This is a genomic window from Tenacibaculum finnmarkense genomovar ulcerans (assembly GCF_900239495.1).
GTDB lineage: Bacteria > Bacteroidota > Bacteroidia > Flavobacteriales > Flavobacteriaceae > Polaribacter > Polaribacter ulcerans.
On sequence record NZ_OENE01000015.1, the window covers coordinates 156,892 to 181,801 of the forward strand.

General features: G+C 31.7%; 15 protein-coding genes and 2 tRNA genes. 10 read left to right on the plus strand and 7 right to left on the minus strand.

What is annotated here, in order from left to right:
* The first annotated feature begins 153 nt into the window (after window positions 1–153).
* From DPIF8902391_RS05855 to DPIF8902391_RS05870, 4 genes are all read left to right on the plus strand, one after another.
* The gene (locus tag DPIF8902391_RS05855) at window positions 154–3,606 is read left to right on the plus strand and encodes a pyruvate carboxylase (RefSeq protein ID WP_172505292.1); all 3,453 of its coding nucleotides are present in this window, start codon (window positions 154–156) and stop codon (window positions 3,604–3,606) included.
* Window positions 3,607–3,955: 349 nt separating this feature from the next.
* A complete protein-coding gene (gene gyrB, locus DPIF8902391_RS05860; RefSeq protein ID WP_172505293.1) occupies window positions 3,956–5,893 on the plus strand; it encodes a DNA topoisomerase (ATP-hydrolyzing) subunit B in 1,938 nt (645 codons plus the stop codon).
* 146 nt (window positions 5,894–6,039) lie between these two features.
* Window positions 6,040–7,083 carry a DUF6588 family protein gene (locus tag DPIF8902391_RS05865; protein WP_058885681.1) on the plus strand — a complete coding sequence of 348 codons (1,044 nt, stop codon included), beginning with the start codon at window positions 6,040–6,042 and terminating at the stop codon, window positions 7,081–7,083.
* Window positions 7,084–7,219: 136 nt separating this feature from the next.
* Window positions 7,220–8,146, plus strand: coding sequence for a malate dehydrogenase (locus tag DPIF8902391_RS05870; protein WP_058885682.1), 927 nt, complete (start codon window positions 7,220–7,222; stop codon window positions 8,144–8,146).
* Between the two features lie 87 nt (window positions 8,147–8,233).
* On the opposite strand, the gene DPIF8902391_RS05875 is transcribed toward DPIF8902391_RS05870, so the two are convergent.
* Window positions 8,234–8,917, minus strand: coding sequence for a cell division ATP-binding protein FtsE (locus tag DPIF8902391_RS05875; RefSeq protein WP_058885683.1), 684 nt, complete (start codon window positions 8,915–8,917; stop codon window positions 8,234–8,236).
* Between the two features lie 137 nt (window positions 8,918–9,054).
* Between DPIF8902391_RS05875 and DPIF8902391_RS05880 the strand changes: the two genes are divergently transcribed.
* From DPIF8902391_RS05880 to DPIF8902391_RS05900, 5 genes are all read left to right on the plus strand, one after another.
* On the plus strand, window positions 9,055–12,075 hold the full coding sequence (locus DPIF8902391_RS05880) for a tetratricopeptide repeat protein (protein WP_242037265.1): 3,021 nt from the start codon (window positions 9,055–9,057) through the stop codon (window positions 12,073–12,075).
* Between the two features lie 27 nt (window positions 12,076–12,102).
* Window positions 12,103–13,902 carry a hypothetical protein gene (locus DPIF8902391_RS05885; RefSeq protein WP_172505294.1) on the plus strand — a complete coding sequence of 600 codons (1,800 nt, stop codon included), beginning with the start codon at window positions 12,103–12,105 and terminating at the stop codon, window positions 13,900–13,902.
* A 34-nt stretch (window positions 13,903–13,936) separates the two neighbouring features.
* Complete coding sequence (locus DPIF8902391_RS05890; RefSeq protein ID WP_172505295.1) at window positions 13,937–15,550, plus strand: amidohydrolase; 1,614 nt, start codon at window positions 13,937–13,939, stop codon at window positions 15,548–15,550.
* A 41-nt stretch (window positions 15,551–15,591) separates the two neighbouring features.
* Window positions 15,592–16,050, plus strand: coding sequence for an FKBP-type peptidyl-prolyl cis-trans isomerase (locus tag DPIF8902391_RS05895; protein WP_101902994.1), 459 nt, complete (start codon window positions 15,592–15,594; stop codon window positions 16,048–16,050).
* 354 nt (window positions 16,051–16,404) lie between these two features.
* Window positions 16,405–16,956: a sigma-70 family RNA polymerase sigma factor gene (locus tag DPIF8902391_RS05900; RefSeq protein WP_172505296.1), complete on the plus strand. Its 552-nt coding sequence runs from the start codon at window positions 16,405–16,407 to the stop codon at window positions 16,954–16,956.
* 56 nt (window positions 16,957–17,012) lie between these two features.
* Here DPIF8902391_RS05900 and DPIF8902391_RS05905 read toward each other — a convergent pair.
* The 4 genes from DPIF8902391_RS05905 to DPIF8902391_RS05920 all read right to left on the minus strand — a co-directional run bounded on the left by DPIF8902391_RS05905 (window position 17,013) and on the right by DPIF8902391_RS05920 (window position 18,865).
* Window positions 17,013–17,095: transfer RNA gene (locus DPIF8902391_RS05905), tRNA-Tyr, on the minus strand.
* 54 nt (window positions 17,096–17,149) lie between these two features.
* Window positions 17,150–17,222, minus strand: a tRNA-Lys gene (locus DPIF8902391_RS05910).
* 134 nt (window positions 17,223–17,356) lie between these two features.
* A complete protein-coding gene (locus DPIF8902391_RS05915; RefSeq protein ID WP_058885689.1) occupies window positions 17,357–18,121 on the minus strand; it encodes an ABC transporter ATP-binding protein in 765 nt (254 codons plus the stop codon).
* Entirely contained in the window at window positions 18,122–18,865 is a 744-nt protein-coding gene (locus DPIF8902391_RS05920; RefSeq protein WP_058885690.1) for an MlaE family ABC transporter permease, read from the minus strand. It abuts the gene before it with no gap.
* A 118-nt stretch (window positions 18,866–18,983) separates the two neighbouring features.
* Here DPIF8902391_RS05920 and pafA point away from each other — a divergent pair, with 118 nt between their 5' ends.
* On the plus strand, window positions 18,984–20,624 hold the full coding sequence (gene pafA, locus DPIF8902391_RS05925; RefSeq protein WP_083501084.1) for an alkaline phosphatase PafA: 1,641 nt from the start codon (window positions 18,984–18,986) through the stop codon (window positions 20,622–20,624).
* 304 nt (window positions 20,625–20,928) lie between these two features.
* On the opposite strand, the gene DPIF8902391_RS05930 is transcribed toward pafA, so the two are convergent.
* Both DPIF8902391_RS05930 and DPIF8902391_RS05935 read right to left on the minus strand, forming a co-directional pair.
* Window positions 20,929–21,636 carry a M48 family metallopeptidase gene (locus DPIF8902391_RS05930; RefSeq protein ID WP_172505297.1) on the minus strand — a complete coding sequence of 236 codons (708 nt, stop codon included), beginning with the start codon at window positions 21,634–21,636 and terminating at the stop codon, window positions 20,929–20,931.
* Between the two features lie 4 nt (window positions 21,637–21,640).
* On the minus strand, window positions 21,641–24,895 hold the full coding sequence (locus DPIF8902391_RS05935; protein ID WP_172505298.1) for a type I restriction endonuclease subunit R: 3,255 nt from the start codon (window positions 24,893–24,895) through the stop codon (window positions 21,641–21,643).
* Window positions 24,896–24,910: the final 15 nt, after the last annotated feature.

Sequence of the window (24,910 nt, forward strand, 5' to 3'; positions counted from 1 at the left end):
AAAAAACACTTGGGCTTTTCTTGTTAAATAATTAATTCAAAAAAACGAATAACAGACGATAAATCAAAGCTTTAAAACAAGATTTAATTTATATTTATTATCTTGTTAGCAAACAATAACGAACAACGAAAAAGAAATAAAACTCCTATAAAAATGAAGATAAAAAAAGTACTTGTCGCAAATAGAGGTGAAATTGCTATTAGAATTTTTAGAGCCTGTACCGAAATCAATATAAAAACCATTGGGGTTTATACCTTTGAAGATCGATATTCTTTACACAGGTACAAAGCAGATGAATCTTATCAAATAGGTGCCGATAACGAACCCTTGAAGCCTTATTTAAATATTGATGAAATTATTCGCGTTGCCCTAGAGACTGGTGCCGATGCTATTCATCCTGGGTATGGTTTTTTATCTGAAAACCCGCAATTAGCTCAAAAATGTGAAGACAATGGACTTATTTTTATTGGACCAAAAGTATCGGTTTTAAAATCATTAGGAGATAAAATAACAGCAAAAGGAGTAGCAATTGCTAATAACATTCCTGTTATCAGAAGTAACGAAAAACCTTTAATAGATGTTGAAACAGCTTTAAGTGAAGCTGAAAAAATAGGCTATCCGATTATGCTAAAAGCAGCTTCTGGTGGTGGCGGACGTGGAATGCGTGTTATTAGAGAAGCTTCCGAATTAAAAGGTGCTTTTAATGAAAGTAAACGAGAGGCTTTAAATGCTTTTGGTGATGATACTGTGTTTCTTGAAAAATTTGTAGAAAATCCAAAACATATAGAAATTCAAATAGTTGCCGATAATTACGGAAATACCGTGCATCTTTTTGAGCGTGACTGTTCGGTACAACGTCGTTATCAAAAAGTTATTGAATTTGCCCCTTCTTTCGATTTAAAACAAAGCATAAAAGACGATTTATATAAGTATGCAATCGCTATTTGTAAAGCGGTAGATTACAATAATATTGGTACGGTAGAATTTTTAGTTGATGATGATGACGCTATTTATTTTATCGAAGTAAACCCACGTATTCAGGTAGAACATACCGTTACCGAAGTGGTTACAAATATTGATCTTGTAAAAACACAATTATTTATTGCAGGTGGTTATAAATTAGCTGATCAGCAAATAAAAATAAAAAATCAAGCAGCTGTAAAAGTGAACGGTTACGCCCTACAATGTCGAATTACAACCGAAGATCCTCAAAATGATTTTAAGCCCGATTACGGTGAAATTACCACCTACAGAAGTGCTTCAGGTTTTGGTATTCGCTTAGATGCAGGAAGTGTGTATCAGGGCGCAATTATTTCACCTTTTTTCGATTCGATGCTTGTAAAAGTAACCGCAAATAGCCGAACTTTAGACGGCGCTTGTAGAAAAATACGTAGAGCCTTGGCGGAATTTAGAATTCGAGGTGTTAAAACAAACATGCCGTTTTTAAATAATATTCTGCAACATGAAACCTTCAGAAAAGGAGAAGTTACGGTAAATTTCATCAAACAAAACCCTGATTTATTTGTTTTTAAAGCGGCTAAAAATAGGGCGACAAAATTAGTTACTTATTTAGGAGATGTTATTGTAAATGGAAATCCAGATGTTAAAAAAATAGATCCAACTAAAAAGTTTATTCAACCTGTTGTCCCTAAATTTGACATCAATGCTAAACACCCAGAAGGAACTAAAGATTTACTAACAAAACTAGGTCCTGAAAAATTTTCAGAATGGTTAAAAAATGAACAAAAAATTCATTTTACAGATACCACTATGCGAGATGCGCATCAAAGTTTATTAGCAACACGAATGCGAACTTTTGACATGCTAAAAGTTGCCCAAGGATACGCCAAAAACAACCCGAATATTTTTAGTATGGAAGTTTGGGGAGGCGCTACTTTTGATGTTTGTATGCGTTTTTTACAAGAAAACCCTTGGGAGCGCTTGCGTTTATTACGAAAAGCGATGCCCAATGTATTATTACAAATGTTAATAAGAGGTTCAAATGGCGTAGGTTACACTGCGTATTCAGATAATTTAATTGAAAGATTTGTAGCTGAATCTTGGGAAAATGGTGTTGATATTTTTAGAATTTTTGATTCTTTAAACTGGATGAAATCAATTGCGCCTTGTATTGAGCACGTACGTACAAAAACAAATGGTTTAGCCGAAGGATCAATATGTTATACCGGCGATATTTTAAACCCTGAAAACACCAAATACAACCTTAAATATTATACGCAGTTAGCTAAAGATATTGAAAATGCTGGTGCGCATATTTTAGCGATTAAAGACATGGCTGGTTTACTAAAACCTTATGCCGCTTTTGAATTAGTTTCGGCATTAAAGCAAACCGTTAATATTCCAATTCATTTACATACCCACGATACTTCTTCCATTCAATCGGCAACCTATTTAAAAGCAATTGAGGCTGGTGTTGATGTGGTTGATGTTGCACTTGGTGGTTTATCGGGCTTAACATCGCAGCCTAATTTCAATTCGATTGTCGAAATGATGAAATTCAACGAGCGTGAAAGTGATTTAAATATTGATTCGTTAAATGAATATTCTAATTATTGGGAAACTGTTAGAGAATATTACTATCCTTTTGAATCAGGTTTAAAAGCAGGTTCTGGAGAGGTTTTTAAACATGAAATTCCTGGTGGTCAATATTCAAATTTAAAACCACAAGCACAGGCTTTAGGTTTGGAAGATCGTTTTCATGAAATTACCCGAATGTATGGCGATGTAAATCATCTTTTTGGCGATATCGTAAAAGTTACTCCAAGTTCAAAAGTAGTTGGAGATATGGCACAATATTTAGTGAGTAATAATTTAACAGTACAAGATGTACTAGAACGTGGCGATACTATTTCGTTTCCTCAGTCGGTAGTGAGTTTTTTTAGAGGAGATTTAGGGCAGCCTGTTGGCGGATTTCCAAAAGAACTTCAAAAACTTATTTTAAAAGATCAAAAACCTTATACCGACAGACCAAATGCACATATTGAGCCTTTAAATTTTGATAAAGAATACAAGGATTTTAAGATAATATTCGAAAAAGATTTAAGCAGACCTATTGATATTACTGATTTTTTATCTTATAAATTATATCCAAAAGTTTTTACAGATGCTTACAATAAGCGTTTAAAATATGATAGTTTAATCAATTTGCCAACCAAAAATTTCTTTTACCCAATGGAAATTGGCGAAGAAATTAATGTTGAACTAGACAAAGGAAAAACATTGTTAATCACTTTAGATTCTGTTGGTGAAGCAAATCAAGACGGAATGGTTACTGTTTATTTTAAAGTAAATGGTCAAGGTCGATCGGTTCAAATAAAAGATACTTCTATCAAAATAGACAAGGTGGTTCACGCTAAAGCGGATAAAAATAACAGTAAAGAAATTGGCGCGCCCTTACAAGGAATGCTTTCTACTATTCTGGTTAAAAAAGGAGATAAAATAACCAAAAATCAACCTTTATTTATCATTGAGGCCATGAAAATGGAAACCACCATTACAGCTACCGAAAATACAAGTATCGATGAAATTATTCTAAAAGCAGGAACAATGGTATATGCTGATGATTTAATTATTAAATTGAAATAAATAAGATATTTTAACAACTAAAAATGGCGCTTTTGCGCCATTTTTATATTAATTTATTTTATACGCTTTTGAAAAACATCAAACACTTCTCCTAAGTCTTTTTAAGCCGTTTTAAAGCATTATAATAAAAAATACAAATTACTTTAAATAAACATATCAATCGCTAAAAAGCTTTTAAATCAGCTTGGTTTTTCGTATTTTTGTATGCTAGGTTTTATTGATAGATTCAACTTTATATTTTATAAAACAAGCTGATTTTTTTATCCGAAGAAAAATATTTTAATCTTTATTTTCGGATAAAAAAGTAAGAAACAAAACTTAATTAACTCTTTTTTAGTCTTTTTTTACAATGAGCGAAGAAAATAAAAAAAATTATGATGCGTCAAGTATCCAAGCCCTAGAGGGAATGGAACACGTTAGAATGCGTCCATCAATGTATATTGGTGATGTTGGTATTAGAGGTTTACACCATTTAGTTTATGAAGTTGTTGATAACTCTATTGATGAAGCAATGGGAGGTTATTGTGATACCATTGATGTTACAATTAACAAAAATAACTCTATAACAACCAAAGACAACGGTCGTGGGATTCCTGTTGGGATTCACAAAAAAGAAGGTGTTTCGGCATTACAAGTTGTAATGACAAAAATTGGTGCTGGTGGTAAATTTGATAAAGATTCTTATAAAGTTTCTGGAGGTTTACACGGTGTTGGTGTAAGTTGTGTAAATGCACTTTCTGACCTTTTAACTGCAACTGTTCATAAAGAAGGGAAAGTTTGGCAACAAGAATATTCTAAAGGAAAAGCATTATATCCTGTAAAAACAATCGGAGAAACTGACTTTACAGGAACTATTGTTACTTTTTTACCTGATACTTCTATTTTTAAACAATCAACTGTATTTAATTACGAAACTTTAGCAACTCGTATGCGTGAGTTGGCATATTTAAATAAAGGTATTACCATTACTTTAACTGATAAACGTAACACAGATGATGAAGGAAACTTTATTTCTGAAATTTTTCATTCTGATGAAGGTTTACCTGAATTTATTAAATATTTAGATTCTACCCGTGAGCAACTAACTTCCAAAGTAATTTCTATGGAAGGAGAAAAAAATGGGATTCCTGTTGAAGTGGCAATGGTTTATAATACTTCGTATGCTGAAAATTTACATTCATATGTAAATAATATTAATACGCATGAAGGAGGAACACATTTATCTGGTTTTAGACGTGGATTAACAGGAACTTTAAAAAAGTATGCTGATAATTCAGGTTTATTAAAAAATGTGAAGTTCGAAATTGCTGGTGATGATTTCCGTGAAGGATTAACCGCAATTGTTTCTGTAAAAGTCGCAGAACCTCAATTTGAAGGACAAACTAAAACAAAATTAGGAAACAGAGAAGTTTCAGCCGCAGTATCGCAAGCTGTTTCAGAAATGTTAACGGATTATTTAGAAGAAAATCCGAATGATGCAAAAACTATTGTTCAAAAAGTAATTTTAGCTGCAACCGCAAGACACGCCGCACGTAAAGCCAGAGAAATGGTACAACGTAAAACGGTAATGTCTATTGGTGGTTTGCCTGGGAAATTATCTGATTGTTCAGAAACTGACCCTGAAAAATGTGAAATTTTCTTAGTTGAGGGAGATTCGGCAGGTGGAACAGCAAAACAAGGACGTGACAGAAACTTCCAAGCAATTCTTCCACTACGTGGGAAAATTTTGAATGTTGAAAAAGCGATGCAGCACAAAGTTTTTGAAAACGAAGAAATCAAAAATATGTTTACCGCATTAGGGGTTTCTATCGGAACAGAAGAAGATCCTAGAGCTTTAAATTTATCAAAAGTACGTTATCATAAAGTGGTTATTATGTGTGATGCCGATGTCGATGGTTCGCATATTGCTACCTTAATTTTAACATTTTTCTTTAGATATATGCGTGAAATGGTAGAGCAAGGTTATATTTATATTGCTACTCCTCCGTTATATTTAGTTAAAAAAGGACAAAAACGTGAATATGCTTGGGATGATAATCAACGTGATCTAATTGCTCAAAAATTAGGCGGAAACGTAAATATTCAGCGTTATAAAGGTCTTGGAGAAATGAATGCAGAACAATTATGGGACACCACTATGAATCCTGAATTTAGAACCTTACGTCAAGTAGTTATCGACAGCCCAACCGAAGCTGATAGGGTTTTTTCAATGTTAATGGGAGATGATGTACCACCTCGTAGAGATTTTATCGAAAGAAATGCAAAATATGCAAATATTGATGCATAATATTTCCTGTTTTCTTAAATAATATGTATTTATATTAACTATTTATTGCGTTTTTATTAAATCTTAATTAAAGCATGAAATTTAAAAAGCTCCGCCCTATAAGGCGGAGCTTTTTTGATACATTTGTTTAAAATAATTTTAATCAAATGAAAAAATTCCCCCTAATTTTATTTGCTGTTTTTACAACAATATGTACTGTAAAAGCACAAGAATTAGAAAGTATCCTTTTAGCAAAGGAAGATGCTTCAAAATTAACAAAAGCCTATATCAGCCCCGCTATGAAAGGGCTCATATATAGTATGAATAACGGCTGGTATCACACGGCTAAAGTGCACAAAAAATTTGGTTTTGATATAACCATTGGTGCCAACGCTTCTTTTGCGCCTTCAAAAGATGAAATTTTTAATCTTACAACCTTAAATTTATCAAATCATACAAAAATTACAAATAGCGTAACCTCTTCATCAACAGTAGCAGGAAGTAAAAACAACAGCCTTACAGAGTTAAAATACGAAACAAGTATAAAAGGTCAAAAAGTAAGCGCTAATTTTACACTTCCTCAAGGAATTAAAGAAGATTTACCTGCAAGCGCTATTCCTACCCCCGCTATTCAAATAGGTGTAGGTTTGCCTTTTAAATTAGATGCTATTATACGTTATGTTCCTCAAATAGGTTCTACTGATGTAAAAGGAAACCTACTTGGTATCGGGATAAAAAAAGAAATTACAAGTTTATTTGGCCCGATAGATAAAACACCGCTGCATGTTTCTATAATAGCAGGGTATACTAAAATGACTGTTGATTATATAATTGGTGATATCAACCAAAGTGTAAAAGCCCAAAATGCGGTTGCCCAATTTGAATTAAACAGTTACACAGTTCAAGCAATTGCATCTATTAATTTTCCCTTTATCAATTTTTATGGTGGAGCGGGATACAATGGCGGAACAACAAAATTAAATATGAAAGCTGATTCTGATTTTATAGCAACCTATCAAGTTGAAAATTATCCAACGATAAGTATTCAGGAAAACTTAGGGAAAAATCCAATATCATTAAATCAAGTAACAAAAGGATTTAACGCCACTATTGGAACTCGTTTAAGCTTGGGCTTCTTTAAAGTATTCGCAAGTTATACCCTACAAGAATACAATTCTGTGAATGCAGGAATTGCATTTAGTTTTAGATAAAATCTAACCTAAAAAAATACCTAATAAATTAACATAAAAGCCCGTTGAAATTTCAATGGGCTTTTGTTTTTATATCGATACTCAAATTGTTATTTTTGTACAACTAAATTAATCATCACAATTAAAATATAAAAATATGAAAGTAACAGTTGTAGGAGCAGGTGCTGTAGGTGCAAGTTGTGCAGAGTACATTGCAATTAAAAATTTCGCATCAGAAGTTGTATTAGTTGATATTAAAGAAGGTTTTGCTGAAGGTAAAGCGATGGATTTAATGCAAACAGCCTCTTTAAATGGTTTTGATACTAAAATTACTGGTACCACTGGTGATTATAGTAAAACTGCGGGATCTGATGTTTGTGTAATTACCTCTGGTATTGCTCGTAAACCAGGAATGTCTCGTGATGAATTGTTAGATATTAATGCTGGTATCGTAAAAATGGTGGCTTCTAGTTTGGTAGAACATTCTCCAAATACGATTATTATTGTGGTTTCTAACCCAATGGATACCATGACTTATTTAGTACACAAAGCTACTGGATTGGCTAAAAATAAAATTATTGGAATGGGTGGAGCTTTAGATTCTGCACGTTTTAAATACCGTTTAGCGGAAGCTTTAGGAGCGCCTATTTCTGATGTTGATGGAATGGTAATTGGTGGTCATTCTGATAAAGGAATGCTTCCTTTAACGCGTTTAGCTACTCGTAATTCTGTGCCTGTTTCTGAATTTTTATCAGAAGAAAGATTAGAAAAAGTATTACAAGACACCAAAGTTGGTGGTGCTACTTTAACTGGTTTATTAGGTACTTCTGCTTGGTATGCACCAGGAGCAGCAGTTTCAGGAATGGTTCAGGCAATTGCTTGCGATTCTAAAAAAATATTCCCTTGTTCAGCTTTATTAGATGGTGAATTTGGTTTGTCTGATTTATGTATCGGAGTTCCTGTTGTTTTAGGGAAAGACGGGATTGAAAAAATCGTTGAAATTAATTTATCGGAAGCAGAAAAAGCAAATTTAGTTGCCTCTGCCCAAGCGGTAAAAAGTAACAATGCTGCTTTAAACTTGTAAAAAAATTTAAGTAACAAAAAACCCGTATAATTTAAAATTATACGGGTTTTTATTTTTGATGTTATTTTAGTATAAAATTAATAAAAGTTAAACAGCTTGTTGTACTACTTCAAAAAGTTCGCCGCCTTCACATTTTAATGTTTTTTGCTTAAACTTTACAATTAACTGATAATCATGGGTTGCCATTAAAATAGTTTTTCCACTTTTATGAATTTTATTTAATAATTCCATGACTTCTAACGATGTTTTAGGATCTAAATTTCCTGTTGGTTCATCGGCTAAAATTAATTCAGGATCATTTAATAAAGCCCTTGCAATTGCAACTCGTTGTTGCTCGCCTCCTGAAAGTTCAAAGGTGTTTTTATGCTGTTTTTGCTTCATCCCAACTTTATCTAAAACCTCGTAGATTTTATTTTCTATATCGCTTTTATTTTTCCAACCAGTAGCTTTTAGCACAAATTCTAAATTTTTAAAAACATTTCTATCGTTTAAAAGTTTAAAATCCTGAAAAACAATGCCTAGCTTTCGTCTTAAAAAAGGAATGTCTTTTTCTTTGGTTTCATTTAAATTAAAGCCTACAATTTCACCAAAACCTTCTTGTAATTTCAAATCACCGTATAAGGTTTTTAACAGGCTACTTTTTCCGCTCCCTGTTTTTCCTATTAAATAATAAAAATCTCCTTTATTTAATCTGAAATTTACTTTTGACAATACTAAGTTCTCTTGCTGATAAATAGCCGCATTTTCAAGATGTAAAACAGGTTTTTCCATAATTAATTGATTTTTACAAATCTAAAATTTTATTACTTAATTATATAACATTTCTTACTTTTGATGCGTATTTTAACACATCGTTTTCCAACAAAAATAAAAAAAGGACGTTATAGTTCTTAGATACTTAAAAAAATATGAAATTTAGTTATTATAAAAAAAGCTATTACCTGTTATTTTTAATGGCTTTTCCAAGCACTATCATAGCGCAAGAATCGGCTATTAATTCGGCCACTACTGCTACCTATTACAAGGCGGTGAAATTATACAATAACAAAGCGTATTCAGCTGCACAAGAATTATTTAAAGAAGTTTCTATAAATGCAAAAACACACCGAAATAGCAAAGCTGATGCTGATTATTATGACGCTATGTGTGCCATTAAATTAACACAAAGTAACGCCAATAATAAAGTACAGGCTTTTGTACGAAATTACCCATATCATAGCAAAAGAGAAAAGGCTTTTTTAAAGGTTGGGAACTATTATTTTGCCAATAGAAAGGCTGCGCACGCCTTAAAATGGTATCAAAAAGTAAATGAAGACCTTTTAAGTAGTGCCGAAAGAGACGAATTAAATTATAAAATGGGCTATGCCCTACTGGTTTCTAATTATTTAAAAGATGCAAAAGAACATTTTAAAGGCTTATTAGGAAACCCTATTTATGGTAATGATGCCCGATATTACTTCGGATATATTGCCTATAAACAAGAAAATTTTGGCGAAGCAGAAGATAATTTAAGTAAATTAGCCAATGATGCTACCTATCAAGCAAAAGCGAATTATTATATTTTAGACATCAGTTTTAAGGCAGGACGTTTTGATAAATCTGTAAAAATTGGAGAAGAACTTTTAAAGAAATCAAAAGATAAAAAAGAAATTTCTCAAGTATCTAAAATTATAGGAGAAAGTTATTTCAACTTAAAAAAATACGATGCTGCAATTCCATATTTAAAAGCCTACAAAGGAACTAAAGGAAAGTGGACAAATACCGATTATTATTATTTAGGATACGCCTATTATCAGCAAAAAAACTATGAAGAAGCTATCGGAAATTTCAATAAAATTATTGATGGAAATAATAAAGTAGCACAAAATGCCTATTATCATTTAGGCGAATGTTATTTAGAATTACTAAAAAAAATGGAAGCTTTAAATGCGTTTAAAAATGCTAGCGAAATGGATTTTGATGCAAAAATAACTCAAAGTGCCTCGTTAAATTACGCTAAATTAAGTTATGAATTAGGAAACCCCTACCAAAGCGTTCCTGAGGTTTTAAAAGGGTTTTTAGCTAAATATCCAAACAATGAAAGCGCTAATGAAATTAGTGATTTATTAATTACCTCGTATTTACATCAGCAAGATTATCAAGGAGCTTTAACCTATTTAGCAACCACAAAATCAGCCAAAAACAAAGAACTTGCCAAAGAAGTTTCTTTATATAGAGGAATTCAATTATTTAATGAAAATACTTTAAAAATAGCAAAACCTTATTTTGAAAAAGCAAGTTTATCGCAAAATGAAACCGTTCGTAGCAAAGGGCTTTTTTGGCTAGCGGAAACCGATTATTTATTAGGAAATTATCAAAATTCTTTGACTAATTTCTTACAAATTACGAGTACTAATTTTGACGAATCTAAAAAACTAACCTACCATATTGCCTACACCTACTTTAAATTAAAAGACTATCAAAATTCGGCTATTTATTTTCAGGATTTTTTAGATAAAAAACTAGAAAATAACGATTTAAACGATGATGCTTCGAACCGATTAGGCGATTCTTTTTATGCTTCCAAAGGGTTTTTAAAAGCGGTTAGCTCGTATAAAAAAGTAATTGATCAAGGTGGTGTTGGCGCTGATTATGCGCAATATCAAACCGCTATGAGTTACGGTTTTATGGGTAAAAATAATCAGAAAATTGAAGCCTTACAAACCCTTATTAATACCTATCAAGATTCGCAATTACAAGACGATGCCTTGTTTCAATTAGCAACAACCTACACCACGATTAATAATGCTGCTAAGGCACAAGAAAGCTATACTAACTTATTATCAAAACATAAAAGTAGCCATTATATACCTAGTGTTCTTTTACGTCAAGGATTGTTGTATAACAATGAAAATCAAAACGAAAAAGCCTTGGTGAAATACAAGGAAATTGTAGCAAAACATCCTAATTCAAAAGAGGCTGCACAGGCGGTTAGCAATGTTAAAAACATATATATTGACCTTGGTAAGGTAGATCAATATGCCGCATGGGCTAAAGATATCAGCTTTATAAATATTACCGATGCAGAGCTTGACAATGCCACCTATCAGGCAGCTGAAAATAAATTTTTAGAGAATAACAACAACAAAGCAATTACAGGTTTTAACAAATACCTTCGTACTTTTCCTTCAGGAATACACGCTTTAAAAGCCCATTTTTATTTAGCACAATCGTACAGTAACATCAAAAAATTTCAAAATAGCATACCTCATTATAACTATGTAATTGGTAAAGATAAAAACGCATTTACAGAAGAATCTCTAATTAAACTTGCTAAAATATACTTAGAAAAAGAGAATTGGAAAAATGGAATTCCTATTTTAGAAAAACTAGAAAAAGCAGCAAATTATCCTCAGAATATTGTTTTTTCTCAAAGTAATTTAATGAAGGGTTATTATGAAAAACAAGCCTATTCAAAAGCAATTTCTTATGCCGAAAAAGTATTGGCAACTTCAAAAATAGACACCAATATTTCTAATGATGCAAAAATAATTATTGCCCGTTCGGCTTTTAAAACAAATGATTTTACCACTGCCCAAGAATATTTTAATGAGGTAAGTAAAAATGCTACTGGCGAATTAAAAGCAGAAAGTTTATATTATAAAGCCTTCTTTTTAAACAAACATAAAGATTTTGAAGCCTCTAATAAAGCAGTACAAAATTTAATTGCCAACTACTCCTCTTATAAATATTGGGGTGTAAAAAGTTATGTTATTATGGCAAAAAATTATAACGCCCTAAATGATGCATATCAGGCAACCTATATTTTAGAAAATATTATTAAAAATTTCAGTCAATATAAAGACATTACAGAAGCGGCTAGTAATGAACTTCGAGCAATTAAAAATAAAGAAGCCAAAACCAACGAATCAATTAACAGCCAAAACTAAAATTTGTTAAAAACAAAAAAGAGTTCAATGATTAAATTAATAAAAAAACACCTTGTTTTACTTGTTTTATTTGTAATTTCAATTGCCAATTCACAAGAAAAAAAAGCCTCCGAAAAGCCCGTAATTTTAAAAGATAGTATTATAAAAACAGAAGTTGTAAATGTTGTTACTTCCTATGTTCCTAAAATTACAGATGCTTTTAAAATAAAACAAAAACCGTTTATAAAACACACGAAAGAAACTCAGAAAAAAGCCCTAGAATATACTATATTTTCAGTGCCTGTCGCCTCTACTTTTATTCCTAAAAGTGGCGTTATGAAAAAAGTTGATTTAGGAAAAAGAGAAGAATTATACCCTAATTATTTTTCGCTTGGTTTTGGTACAAAAATGACGCCTTTTGCAGAAGCTTATATCAAAAATGATGATGGATATGGTGGTGAATTTGGTGCCTATTTAAATTTTTTACTTTCGGCTAATCCCGTTGCAGAAAAACCACTTAGCAGTACCTATTACACTATGGGATTGAAATTATTTTACGCACAAGACGAACGATATTACAATTGGAAAGCAGGTATTAATGCAAATCGAAATAAGCATAATTGGTATGGTTTACCAAAAAATATAACTTTTAAAGATGCTACAACTAGCCGTATAGAACCCGAACAAGCCTACAATTTTTTTAATCTTTTTGGGGAAATTAACATAGAAGATTCTTCTTTAGAGTACGCAAAAATTTCAGGATCATTTTTTTCTGATATTTTAAGCAGTAGTGAATTTTTAGTTGATGGAAATGCCCTTTTAAAATTTCCTTTAGATAACATACATCGCGAATTAAATGACCTATATATCAATACAACTTTAAGTTATTTAGGCACTAATTTCAATAATAACTACCAAACACAAGACCAATTAAAACATGGTTTTTTTACCGCAGGAATACATCCTAGTTATAATTTTTTAGCACATAATTTTTCGGTTAAAATAGGGGCGAAAAGTTATTTTTCTATGGATATGGAAAAAAGCACCAATCAATTTTTAATCTATCCTGATCTTGAAATTTCTTACCCTATTATAACAAATGCGCTAGATATGTATATAGGTGCTTCTGGTGATTTAAAAACAAATAACTATCATGATTTAGCCACTAAAAACCCTTATATTTCTCCTACGCAAAAATTATTACAAACTAGTAAATATGAAGCTTTCGCAGGTTTTAGAGGGAAGTTAAAACATCAATTTAGTTATCATTTAAAAGCAAGCTATGCTGATATTGAAAACAAGGCATTTTCATCTTTAAATCAATCAAAATCTAACGGAAAAAACAATGCAGGAAGCAATGCTTTTTCGTTATTTGGATATGAATACGGAAACTCTTTTAATACAAATTACGATAATGTTAGCATTATTTCGGGCTTTGGTGAACTTGCTTTTGATGGTATTAAAAACCTAAGTATTGGTTTAAACGGACAATACAATCAATTTACTTTAACTACCCAAACAGAACCTTGGAATACACCTGAAATAAAAGGAGAATTATTTGGAACTTATAAAGCTGATAAATGGTTTGCGGGTACAAACTTATTTTTTGTAGGACAACGAAAAGGAAAATTACACGCTATACTACCCCAAAAAACGTTTACAACGGTAAATTTAGACAGTTATTTTGACATTAACTTTAATGGTGGTTATCATTTTAGCGATTCATTTTCGGTGTTCTTAAACCTGAATAATGTATTAAATAACGAATATCAGCGCTTCCATAATTTTAACGTACAAGGCTTTCAAGCTATGGCAGGATTAACATGGAAATTTGATGCTATTTTATAAGCAAAATAGCAAGCACTAAAAAACTAAATTCTACATGAAAAAAACACTATTTTACGGCCTTATTTTTAGCCTTTTACTTTCTTGTAAAACCCATCAAAAAGTCGATTTAATTGTTATTAACGCAACCATATACACCGTTAATAAAAATTTTGATAAAGCCCAAAGTTTTGCTGTTAAAGACGGTAAATTTATCGGTATAGGAAGCAATAATGATATTCAAAAAAAGTACAGCGCACCCCAAATTATAGATGCTAAAAACAAGCCAATATACCCTGGTTTTATCGATGGGCATTGTCATTTTTATGGCTTAGGATTACAACAGCAAAAAGTAAATTTAGTCGGCACAAAAAGTTATGATCAAGTACTTGAAAAATTGGTAGCATTTCAAAAAGAAAAAAACAGCAATTTTATAACAGGTCGTGGATGGGATCAAAACGATTGGGAAGTAAAAGAATTTCCTAGCAAAGAAAAATTAGATCAATTATTCCCTACAATTCCTGTGGCTATCCGTCGAATTGACGGACACGCAATGTTGGTTAATCAGGTGGCTATTGATATGGCTAAAATTAACATTGATTCAAAAATTGAAGGTGGTGAATTTCTTCAGAAAAAAGGAAAACTCACTGGCGTATTAATTGACAATGCTATGAACTTTATCAATGTTCCTAAACCGAGTAAAAAAGCGCAAATTCAAGCGTTAAAAGATGCTGAAAAAATTTGTTTTAAAGTTGGGTTAACTACCGTTGACGATGCTGGTTTAGACAAACAAGTTATTGAATTAATTGATAGTTTACAGCAAGTAGGCGCTTTAAAAATGCGTATTTATGCCATGATTTCTAATAATAAAACCAACTTAGAGTATTATCTAAATAAAGGAGTTGTAAAAACCGACAGACTGCATGTACGTTCGGTAAAAGTATATGCTGATGGAGCTTTAGGTTCTCGTGGTGCGGCTTTAAAAAGTGACTATTCTGATAAAAAAGGGCATTTTGGTGCATTGGTTAATTCGTACGAAAACTTACAGAATTTAGCTCAAAAAATTGCCGATTCAGACTACCAAATGAACACCCACGCTATTGGCGATTCTGCCAATTATGTAATGTTAAAAACTTATAACAAAGCATTAAAAAACAAAAAAGATCGTCGTTGGAGAATTGAACACGCTCAAATTGTTGCTCCGCAAGATTTTCATCATTTTAAAAACATTTTACCTTCTATTCAGCCAACACACGCTACAAGCGATATGTATTGGGCAGAAAACCGTGTGGGTACTCAAAGAATTAAAGGTGCTTACGCCTATAATGATTTATTAAAACAATATGGTAAAGTTGCCTTAGGAACTGATTTTCCGATTGAAAATGTAAGCCCACTTTATACTTATTTCGCCGCTACTATCAGAAAAGATTTAAAAGGATTTCCTAAAGATGGATATCAAATGAAAAATGCCTTATCTAGAGAAAACGCCTTAAAAGGAATGACTATTTGGAATGCCTACGCTAACTTTGAAGAAACCGAAAAAGGAAGTATTGAAATTGGTAAAGTTGCCGATTTTATCATCCTTGAAAATGATATTATGACTGTCACAGGCGATAAAATTCCAAATACAAAAGTTATGGCAACCTATGTAAATGGTCAAAAAGTACACTAATCTTAACCTTTAATATTTATAGTAATTTAAAACAATCAATAATGAAAAAAATAGTATGTTTATTAACACTTATCGCCTCATTCTTTTCTTGTGGCTCATCATCATCAAATGATGTTCGTGATTTTGATGCGCAAAACCAGGCTGATATTATTAAATATATTGCCGATAATAATTTAAAAGCAACAAAAACTGAGTCAGGTTTATACTATATTGTAAATAAGGAAGGCTCAGGAGCAAAACCTGTTAGTAACTCGCAAGTCACCGTGGCATATAAAGGTTATTTTTTAAATGGTAACGTTTTTGATCAAAATAGCAATGGTATTTCATTTAACCTACAACAAGTTATTGCTGGTTGGACCGAAGGAATTACCTATTTTAAAGAAGGTGGCGAAGGAATGCTTTTAGTACCTTCTAAATTAGGGTATGGTAGTCAAAACAGATCAAGAATTCCTGGTGGCTCTGTTTTAATTTTTGATATCAAACTCTTAAAAGTAAAATAATTTTAGCAAAAAGCATAACATCTACAAAAAAGACACTTTAAAACGATATTTTAAAGTGTCTTTTTATTTTAATTTAAGGTTTAAAAAATATTTTATCAAAAAAGTGCATCTTTTTAAGCTTTTTAAAGTCTATTATATGAACTTTAAAAACAAATTACCATGAGCAACTATAAAAATCAATGTAACTGTACCTGTAATTGTGACGGATGTAAAACAGGAAACTGTGCTAGTTGTACCTGTGAAAACTGTACTTGCAATAATTGTAATTGCTAAATAAACTAGGTATTAATTTTTGTCATTACAAAGTAGCAAGTACCTGTTGACTTTGTAATGACATTTTCGTAAATTTAGAAGATGACAACAAAGCAAGTTTGGGCAACATACGCAAGCGATGTAAAATATTTTATTTTAAGTAAGGTAAAAAATACTGCCGCTACCGATGATATTCTACAAGATACTTTTATTAAAATACACACAAAACTTCACCGCTTAAAAGATATTACCAAGTTAAAACCTTGGATTTTTACCATTGCTAGAAACACTGTAATCGATTATTTTAAAAGCAATAATCAAACAGCTAAATTAGCTATTGAATTGGCTAATTTAAAAACAGAAACACTCCAAAAATCAGACACACATACCGAAAAAGATTGTTTACAAGGTATTTTAAAAAACTTACCTAAAAAATACAGGGATCCGTTGTTTTTATCCGATATTAAAGGACTCAAACAACAAGAAGTTGCCGATGCCTTAACACAAAGCTTGCCCACCACAAAATCGCAAATTCAACGAGCTCGTAAACTCATAGCAAAAGGCTTTATGGATTGTTGCGGATTTGTTTTAAATGAAAATGGTAAACTTGTTGGCGAAATACAAGACAAAGACGACTGTAAAGTTTGTGGGTAAAAATCAAAAAATAAGGCATAAAAAAACTTTCAGCTTTATAAAAGATGAAAGTTTTGTGGGGAGAGCAGGATTCGAACCTGCGAAGTCGTAAGACAACGGAGTTACAGTCCGTCCCAGTTGGCCGCTTTGGTATCTCCCCAAAGCTTTTGCATAAAAAATAAAAAAGCTTCTCTTTTAATAAGAGAAGCTTTAGTGACCGGGCTGGGGCTCGAACCCAGGACCCTCTCCTTAAAAGGGAGATGCTCTACCAACTGAGCTACCAGGTCATTATATTGTTTTCTGCTTAGCGGTTGCAAATATACAAGGTTTTTAGAGTTCTACAAACTTTTTTAGCAAAAAAAAATAAGTTTTTTTCAAGTTTTTCTATAGCTATTTGTTTTTCAATTATTTACCTTTAAAATTATTTTTCTAATAAATAGGCTTCCCGTACTTTTTTAAACAAATTAGACGAATATACAAAGTTTACTACAGCCTGGTTATCTGTTCTAAAAATTTCTTTATGCGATCCTTCCCATTCTTTGAAGCCATTTTTCAAGAAAACAATCTTCTCCCCTATTTCCATCACCGAGTTCATATCATGTGTATTGATAATGGTTGTTATTTGATATTCATCAGTAATTTCTTTAATTAAATTATCGATAACCGTTGCGGTTTGCGGGTCTAAACCTGAATTAGGCTCATCACAAAACAAATATTTAGGATTCATTACAATAGCTCTTGCAATTGCCACCCTTTTTTGCATTCCTCCTGATAATTCGGCAGGAAATTTTTTATTCGAATTTTCTAAGTTTACCCGTTTTAAAACAACATTTACCCTGTCTAGCATTTCACTTTCTATCTGCTTGGTGAACATTTTTAAAGGAAACATTACATTTTCTTCTACGGTTTGTGAGTCAAATAAGGCGCTTCCTTGAAAAACCATGCCTATTTCTTTACGAAAATTTCGTTTTTCGGCTGCTGTCATTGCTGTATTTACCAAACCATCATAAGTAACAGTTCCTGATTCTGGAATGTGTAATCCTATTAACGATTTTAAAAAAACTGTTTTCCCCGAGCCACTTGTTCCTATAATTAAGCTGGTTTCTCCTGGTAAAAAAGTGGTGCTTATTCCTTTTAAAATTTCAACACCATTAAATCCTTTATGTAAGTTTTTTACTTCTATCATTTACGTTAATAACATTTGTGTTAATAAATAATTGGCGATTACAATAAGTACGGTTGTCCAAACTACCGATTGCGTACTTGCCTTACCCACTTCTAACGAGCCTCCTTTTACATAATATCCGTGGTATGCTGGCACAGTAGCTATTAAAAATGCAAAAATTAAGGTTTTTATCATCGCATAAGTTATTAAAAATGGGTCAAATTCCATTTGTAAGCCTATAATATAATCTACTCCTGAAAACAGCCCCGAAAGCATTCCGGTAAGCCATCCTCCAAAAATCCCTAAAATCATTGCTAATATTATCAGAAAAGGATAAAAAAATACCGTGGCTATTATTTTAGGTAATACCAAGTAATTTAAAGAATTAATTCCCATTACCTCTAGCGCATCAATTTGTTCGGTAACACGCATAGATCCGATACTTGATGTAATATACGACCCTACTTTTCCTGCTAAAATAATAGAACAAAATGTGGGTGCAAATTCTAAAATCATCGAGCGTTTTGCGGCAAATCCGATTAATGAATCAGGTATAAAAGGACTGTCTAAACTAAGGGCGGTTTGCAAGGCAATTACTCCTCCTATAAAAAAGGAGATAAAGGAAATAATCCCTAATGATTTAAGCCCCAATTCATCAACTTCTCTAAACAATGCTTCTTTAAAAACACGTGCACGCTGTGGCTTTGTAAAAACTTGCTTTAGCATTAAAATATACGTACCTATATGCTCAATGTAGTTCTTCATTTAAACGAATCTATTTTTCTTTTGGCTAAAGTATTAAAAAACCATTAACTCTTAGCTTTATTATTAATTTTAGTGTGCATTTACCTACCTTTGATTTTATAACTTTTTAAATTTTATAATGAAAAAATTCATACCCTTAGCTGCTTTGGCTATCGTTTGCCTGTGTAGTTTTACTCCCCCTAAAAAAAAGACTCCTAAAAAACCGAAATTGGTTGTAGGCGTTGTTATAGATCAAATGCGTTACGATTATCTTACCCGTTTTGCGAGTAAATATGGTGCCGATGGTTTTAATCGCCTATTAAATGAAGGGTTTTCGCTTGAAAACGCTCATTACAACTACATTCCTACCTATACCGCTGTTGGGCATACCTCTATTTATACAGGAACAACACCTATAAATCATGCTATTATCAGTAATAATTGGTATGATAAATACTTAAAAAAATCGGTGTATTGTGTTGACGATAGCACTTATAAAACTGTTGGAAACAATGGCGATGGCGGGAAAAAATCACCTAACAGAATGCTTACCACCACCATTACCGACCAATTACGATTGGCACAAAATATGAACGGAAAAACTATTGGTATTGCTATTAAAGACCGTTCGGCAATTTTACCTGCGGGGCATACTGCGAACGGTGCATATTGGTTTGATGGCGGTAGTAAAGGTGATTGGATTACCTCGTCATATTATATGGATAAATTGCCAAAATGGGTGCAAAAATTTAATAAGGCAAAAATTGCAGATGCTTATTTAAGCCAGCCGTGGGAAACCTTATATAACATAAATACCTACACCGAAAGCATTGCTGATGACAACAATTTTGAGCAAGCTTTTAAAGGTGAAAAAAAACCTGTATTTCCGCATAATATTCCTAAATTAAGAGCTAAAAACAATAATTACAGTATTATAAAAGGGCTTCCAGCAGGAAATTCTTTAACTACCGATTTTGCAAAAGCAGCCATTATTGGCGAAAACTTAGGGCAATCTGATTATACCGATTTTTTAGCTGTTAGTTATTCATCTACCGATTATGTTGGGCATCAATTCGGTGTTGCATCTAAAGAAATTGAAGATACTTATTTACGTTTAGACAAAGATTTAGCTTCTTTATTTCAATTTTTAGATGCTAAAGTTGGTAAAGGAAATTACACCTTATTTTTAACAGCCGACCACGCAGCGGTTCAAGTGCCTGCTTATTTGCAGTCGGTTAAAATTCCTGCCAATTATTTTAGTTATAAAAAATTTACTGCTTTTGTAAATGATATCACCAAAAAATATTTTAATTCGGATGCTTTGGTTGAAAACATTTCAAACTTTCAGATTTTTTTAGATAAAGATAAAATAGAATCTTTAAACTTAAATAAAAATGAAGTAGCACAGAAAATAGCCGATCAGGTAATTAATTACAAAGGAATTTACAAAACCGCAACCGCTAGAACTTTACAAACAACCTCGTTTACTACGGGTATTTTAAATTCGTTACAAAACGGCTATAATCAAAAGTTTTCAGGCGATGTAATGCTTGTTCCTACTCCGTCAACGGTTAGTTATCCTAAAAAAGGAACTACCCACGGATCGGGATATTCGTATGACACACATATTCCTATAATTTTTTACGGAAACGGGATTAAAAAAGGGGCATCAAAAAAGAAATATGAAATTGTTGATATCGCTCCTACACTTTCTAATTTACTTCAAATTGAGTTTCCTAATGGTAGCACAGGAAAAGTTATAGAAGAAGTTTTAAACTAAAAAATTAAGAGGCGCTCAATGAGCGCCTCAAAAAAAACTACAATATAAAAGGGGGGGAAATTATTTTTTTTATGTTTTGTTTATGCAATAACTTTTGCTAAGCATCTTTCTAAATTATTAGACACCTTTTTTTACAAAAAGTCACATTTTACAATTATTTAAAAGGATTCACTCAATATATTATTTGTTGTAAGCTTTACCTTTAAAAACTTAAAAAGCTCCCAAATTGGGAGCTTTTTACTTTTTAATCAATTAAAAATGTGATTAACTACTTTCAATAATCGCAATTTCAGCAGCTGTTAAATTAAGATAAAAGCTTCTCTAATTTTTCTTTTGATTTTTTCCAATTAGGTAATTTCTCACCTAATAATTCATAAAAAAATGTACTATGATTATGATATTTCAAGTGACAAATTTCATGTATCAAAACATAATCAATACATTCTTTAGGTGCTTTTATAAGTTCTATATTAAGATAAATAGTTCCGTCACTAAAACAACTTCCCCATCTATTATTAAACCATTTGTATTTAAGTGAGGTTTCTTTTTCTGATAATTCTTTAATCAATCCTAATCGACTATTATAAATAGTATTAAAATGAAGAATAGCTTTTGATTTATACCATTCGTTAAGCTGTTCTTTTATTTTATTTGTTTGGGTTTTATCCTTAGTTTCAATACAGATATAACCTCTTTTTAATTTTATAGATTTATTATCTGATTCCGTTACTTTTAACCGATACATTTTCCCTAAATAAAGATGTCCTTCTCCACTCTGATATGTTTTTTCTGATGTTCGTGGCTCATAATTCAAAAAGAACCTTTTTTGCATAAAAATCCATTGTGCTTTCTTCTTTACTTTTTCTATTATCTTTTCTAAAGTAGCATCTAACGGAGCAGAAACAATTACTTCTCCATCAGGATGTACTTTTATTCCAAGTGTTTTTCGATTCTTATAAATTAATTGAAAATCAATTGTAGAATTACCATATATAATGCGATTAAACTCCAAAGTTTTATTTATATTTAAATATTGCTATCTTCAAACATTCTTCTATTAAATTATCTATTTTATCCCAATCAGCATCTATATCAAACTTCTGATGTAAATCATAAATTACATCACCAAGCTCTATGTTAATTTTACCTGTTATATCCTCATTTTTATGCCAATCTATTATTTTTTTCTGATTCAAGTAAATGTATTGTTTTACTGTTTTATCAATAGTTAAACTTACTTCGATATGAAATGGTGTTTTTAACAATGCTATATCATCAAAAATACTTGTACTAAAGTTATAAAATGCTATAGCTACTGTGTTGTTTACTAATTCATCTGGTACATTTTTTGAATGTCCATTAAAAACTTCGTACTCTTGCTCTTTAGCTCTTTTTAAATATTCTGCTTCGTCTATTCTCTTTTGATGATATGCGGCAATAGTTTCTTTAATTAGGTCTGCAAGTTTTCTATAATAAATAGGGTCTTCTTGCATTTTAATATTAATAGCTTTTACAGTTCTACTAGCAATGTGGTCTGCCTGAGCAGCTTTCCCTTTTATTTTTTCAACCTCAGCATCTCTATCTTCTTTATTAAAAATATCAACAAGCTCCGTAATTTTCATTACTTCTCCATCTGTAGTAATATGTTTATTTATAAGTTTCTGAATCTGTGGTTCAAATTCTTTATAAGCTATATCATCATTATAACGCCTAGTTACATCAACACGTAATTTTAAAAAGAATTTAGCATCTTGCTTATACATATCAATTTTATTACTGGCTATTTTTGTAACAAAATCAACAGAAGATAACCCTAATTTTAATAATCTTGCAAACTGTGAAACCTTTGTATAAAATGTATTTCTTACATCTTCTGGCGATAAATGTTCTTCGTATGCTGTAGGTTCTAAATTTTTACCTTTTAGCGTTTTAAAAATATCCCATAACTCCGAATGTGCTTGCGGTAATTTATCTATTTCATCTTTTATATTCGTTATTGCACCATCTAAATCTTCTTCTTCAAAATTATTAAGGTTAGAATACGTGCTTAAAGCTGTATCAAGGTTTTCTAAATTACCATAATAATCAACAACATAACCATACTCTTTTCCTGGATATACTCTATTTACACGTGCAATTGCCTGTAGTAATGTATGCTCTTTAAGTGAACGACATAAATATAATACCGTATTATTTGGTGCATCAAAACCAGTTAAAAGTTTTGCTACAACAATTAATATCTCGGGTTTATCACGGTTTTTAAACTGATTTATAATACTTTTTTCATAGGTTTTTAAATCTCCATACTTATCAATCATTGCGTTTAAATACTTATCCTCTCTACGCTTATCTTCATTTTCATTAAAATAACCATCTTCTGTTCCCTCTCGCTGGTCAGATTGTGTTACCACAACTGCTGAATCTACCATTCCTATTTCATCAAGATATTCTTTATATAACAAAGCTGTTTTAATAGTGGGTGCTACTAACTGTGCTTTTGGTTTATAATTGTCGTTATGTGTCTGAAAAAAAGTAGTATAATGTTCGCTAATATCTAATGCTCTAGCATAAATTACTTGGTCTGCTCTATTTAACTCATTTACCGTGTTAAATTTTTGTTTCAGTTTTGCACGTCCTCTTTTTGTAAGATTATTGCGTTCTGCTAATTTTTCAAAATAGGTATTTAAAGGTGCTTCATTTAGCAGAATTTGAGTATGCCTTCCTTCATATAATAAAGGAACTACAGCACCATCTTCAACAGCATCTTTTACCGTGTATGGTTTACCAATATAGCCACCAAATTTAGTAGCAGTACTTTTTTCTTTTTTCATTAAAGGCGTACCTGTAAATGCTAAAAAACAAGCGTTTGGAAATACACGTTGCATACTTACATTAAACGTACCATATTGCGTTCTGTGACCTTCATCAATTAATACAAAAATATCAGCAGATGTAAATGGCTTTTTATTATTTTTTACAGTAGCTTCAAATTTATTTATAATAGTAGTTATAATAGCATCATCACTATCTTCTAAAAGTTCTGTAAGATGCTTTCCTGTTTTAGCCTGACGGACTTTCTTTTTACACTTTTTAAAGGTATCTGATATTTGGTCATCAAGGTCAATACGGTCTGTAACCAAAATAATTTTCGGATTTAAAATATCAGCATTTGAAGCCAACATTTGGGCAAGCATCACCATAGTAAGCGACTTACCGCTTCCTTGTGTATGCCATATAACACCTCCTTTGCGTTTTCCTGTAGCATCTAATTTTGTAACACGATTTATCGTATTATTAACACCAAAATACTGCTGATACCTCGCTACTTTCTTAATTCCATCATCATACAAAGTAAAATTTAGTATCAAATCTAGCAATCGTGCTGGACGACATAAATTATAAATTAACTTGTCCTGTTCGGTAAACAAGCGTTCTTCTGTATCAAAGCCATCAAAACTTTTGCGTACATACAGCGTTCGTTCTTCAAAAAGCAGATTTTTTTGAGCTTCTTCCAACGATTTATTTTTAAGCGCTTTAAGTTTTAACCAATAGGCTTTTTCTGTTTCGCTTGATGTAAATTGCTCTTTCCATTTTGCCCAAAATTCTTTACTTGTACCTGTTGTAGCATAACTACCATCATTAGTAGCGATACTCATTAAAATATTTGAATACACATATAACGACCTTATTCCTTCTTTACTAAAGTTTCTTATATGTTGTTCTATTCCTAATGATACAGGAGCTTTTACGCCTGTTAACGAAGGGCTTTTACATTCAATTATTACCGTAGGAATACCATTAATAAACAACACTAAATCGGGTCTGTACGTATCTGTTCTTCCTGTTCTGAATACTGAAAATTCTTCTGTAACATGAAAAATATTATTTGCAGGATTTACCCAATCTATAAAATTTATGGTATGACTTTTTTTATCGCCATCAATACTTTGTTCAAAGGCTTTACCTAAGGTAATAAGGTCATAAAAGGCTTTATTTGCATTGATAAAACCATCTTGAATAGGCAAATCTTTTACCGCTAATACTGCTGAATTAATATTAGCATCTGAAAAAGCATATTCTTTACCTTTACGATTGATAACATTAATTTCTTTTAACTGCTTTCGCAATACCTCAGCAAACAATACTTGCGATTTTCCGCCACGCCATTGCTCTGCTTGTTTTGGGCTTACATATTGGTAACCCATATTTATAAGCAACTGTAATGCGGGTATTTGCGATACATTATCTTCTATATACGATGGTGTACTCATAAATTTGGTGTCGTT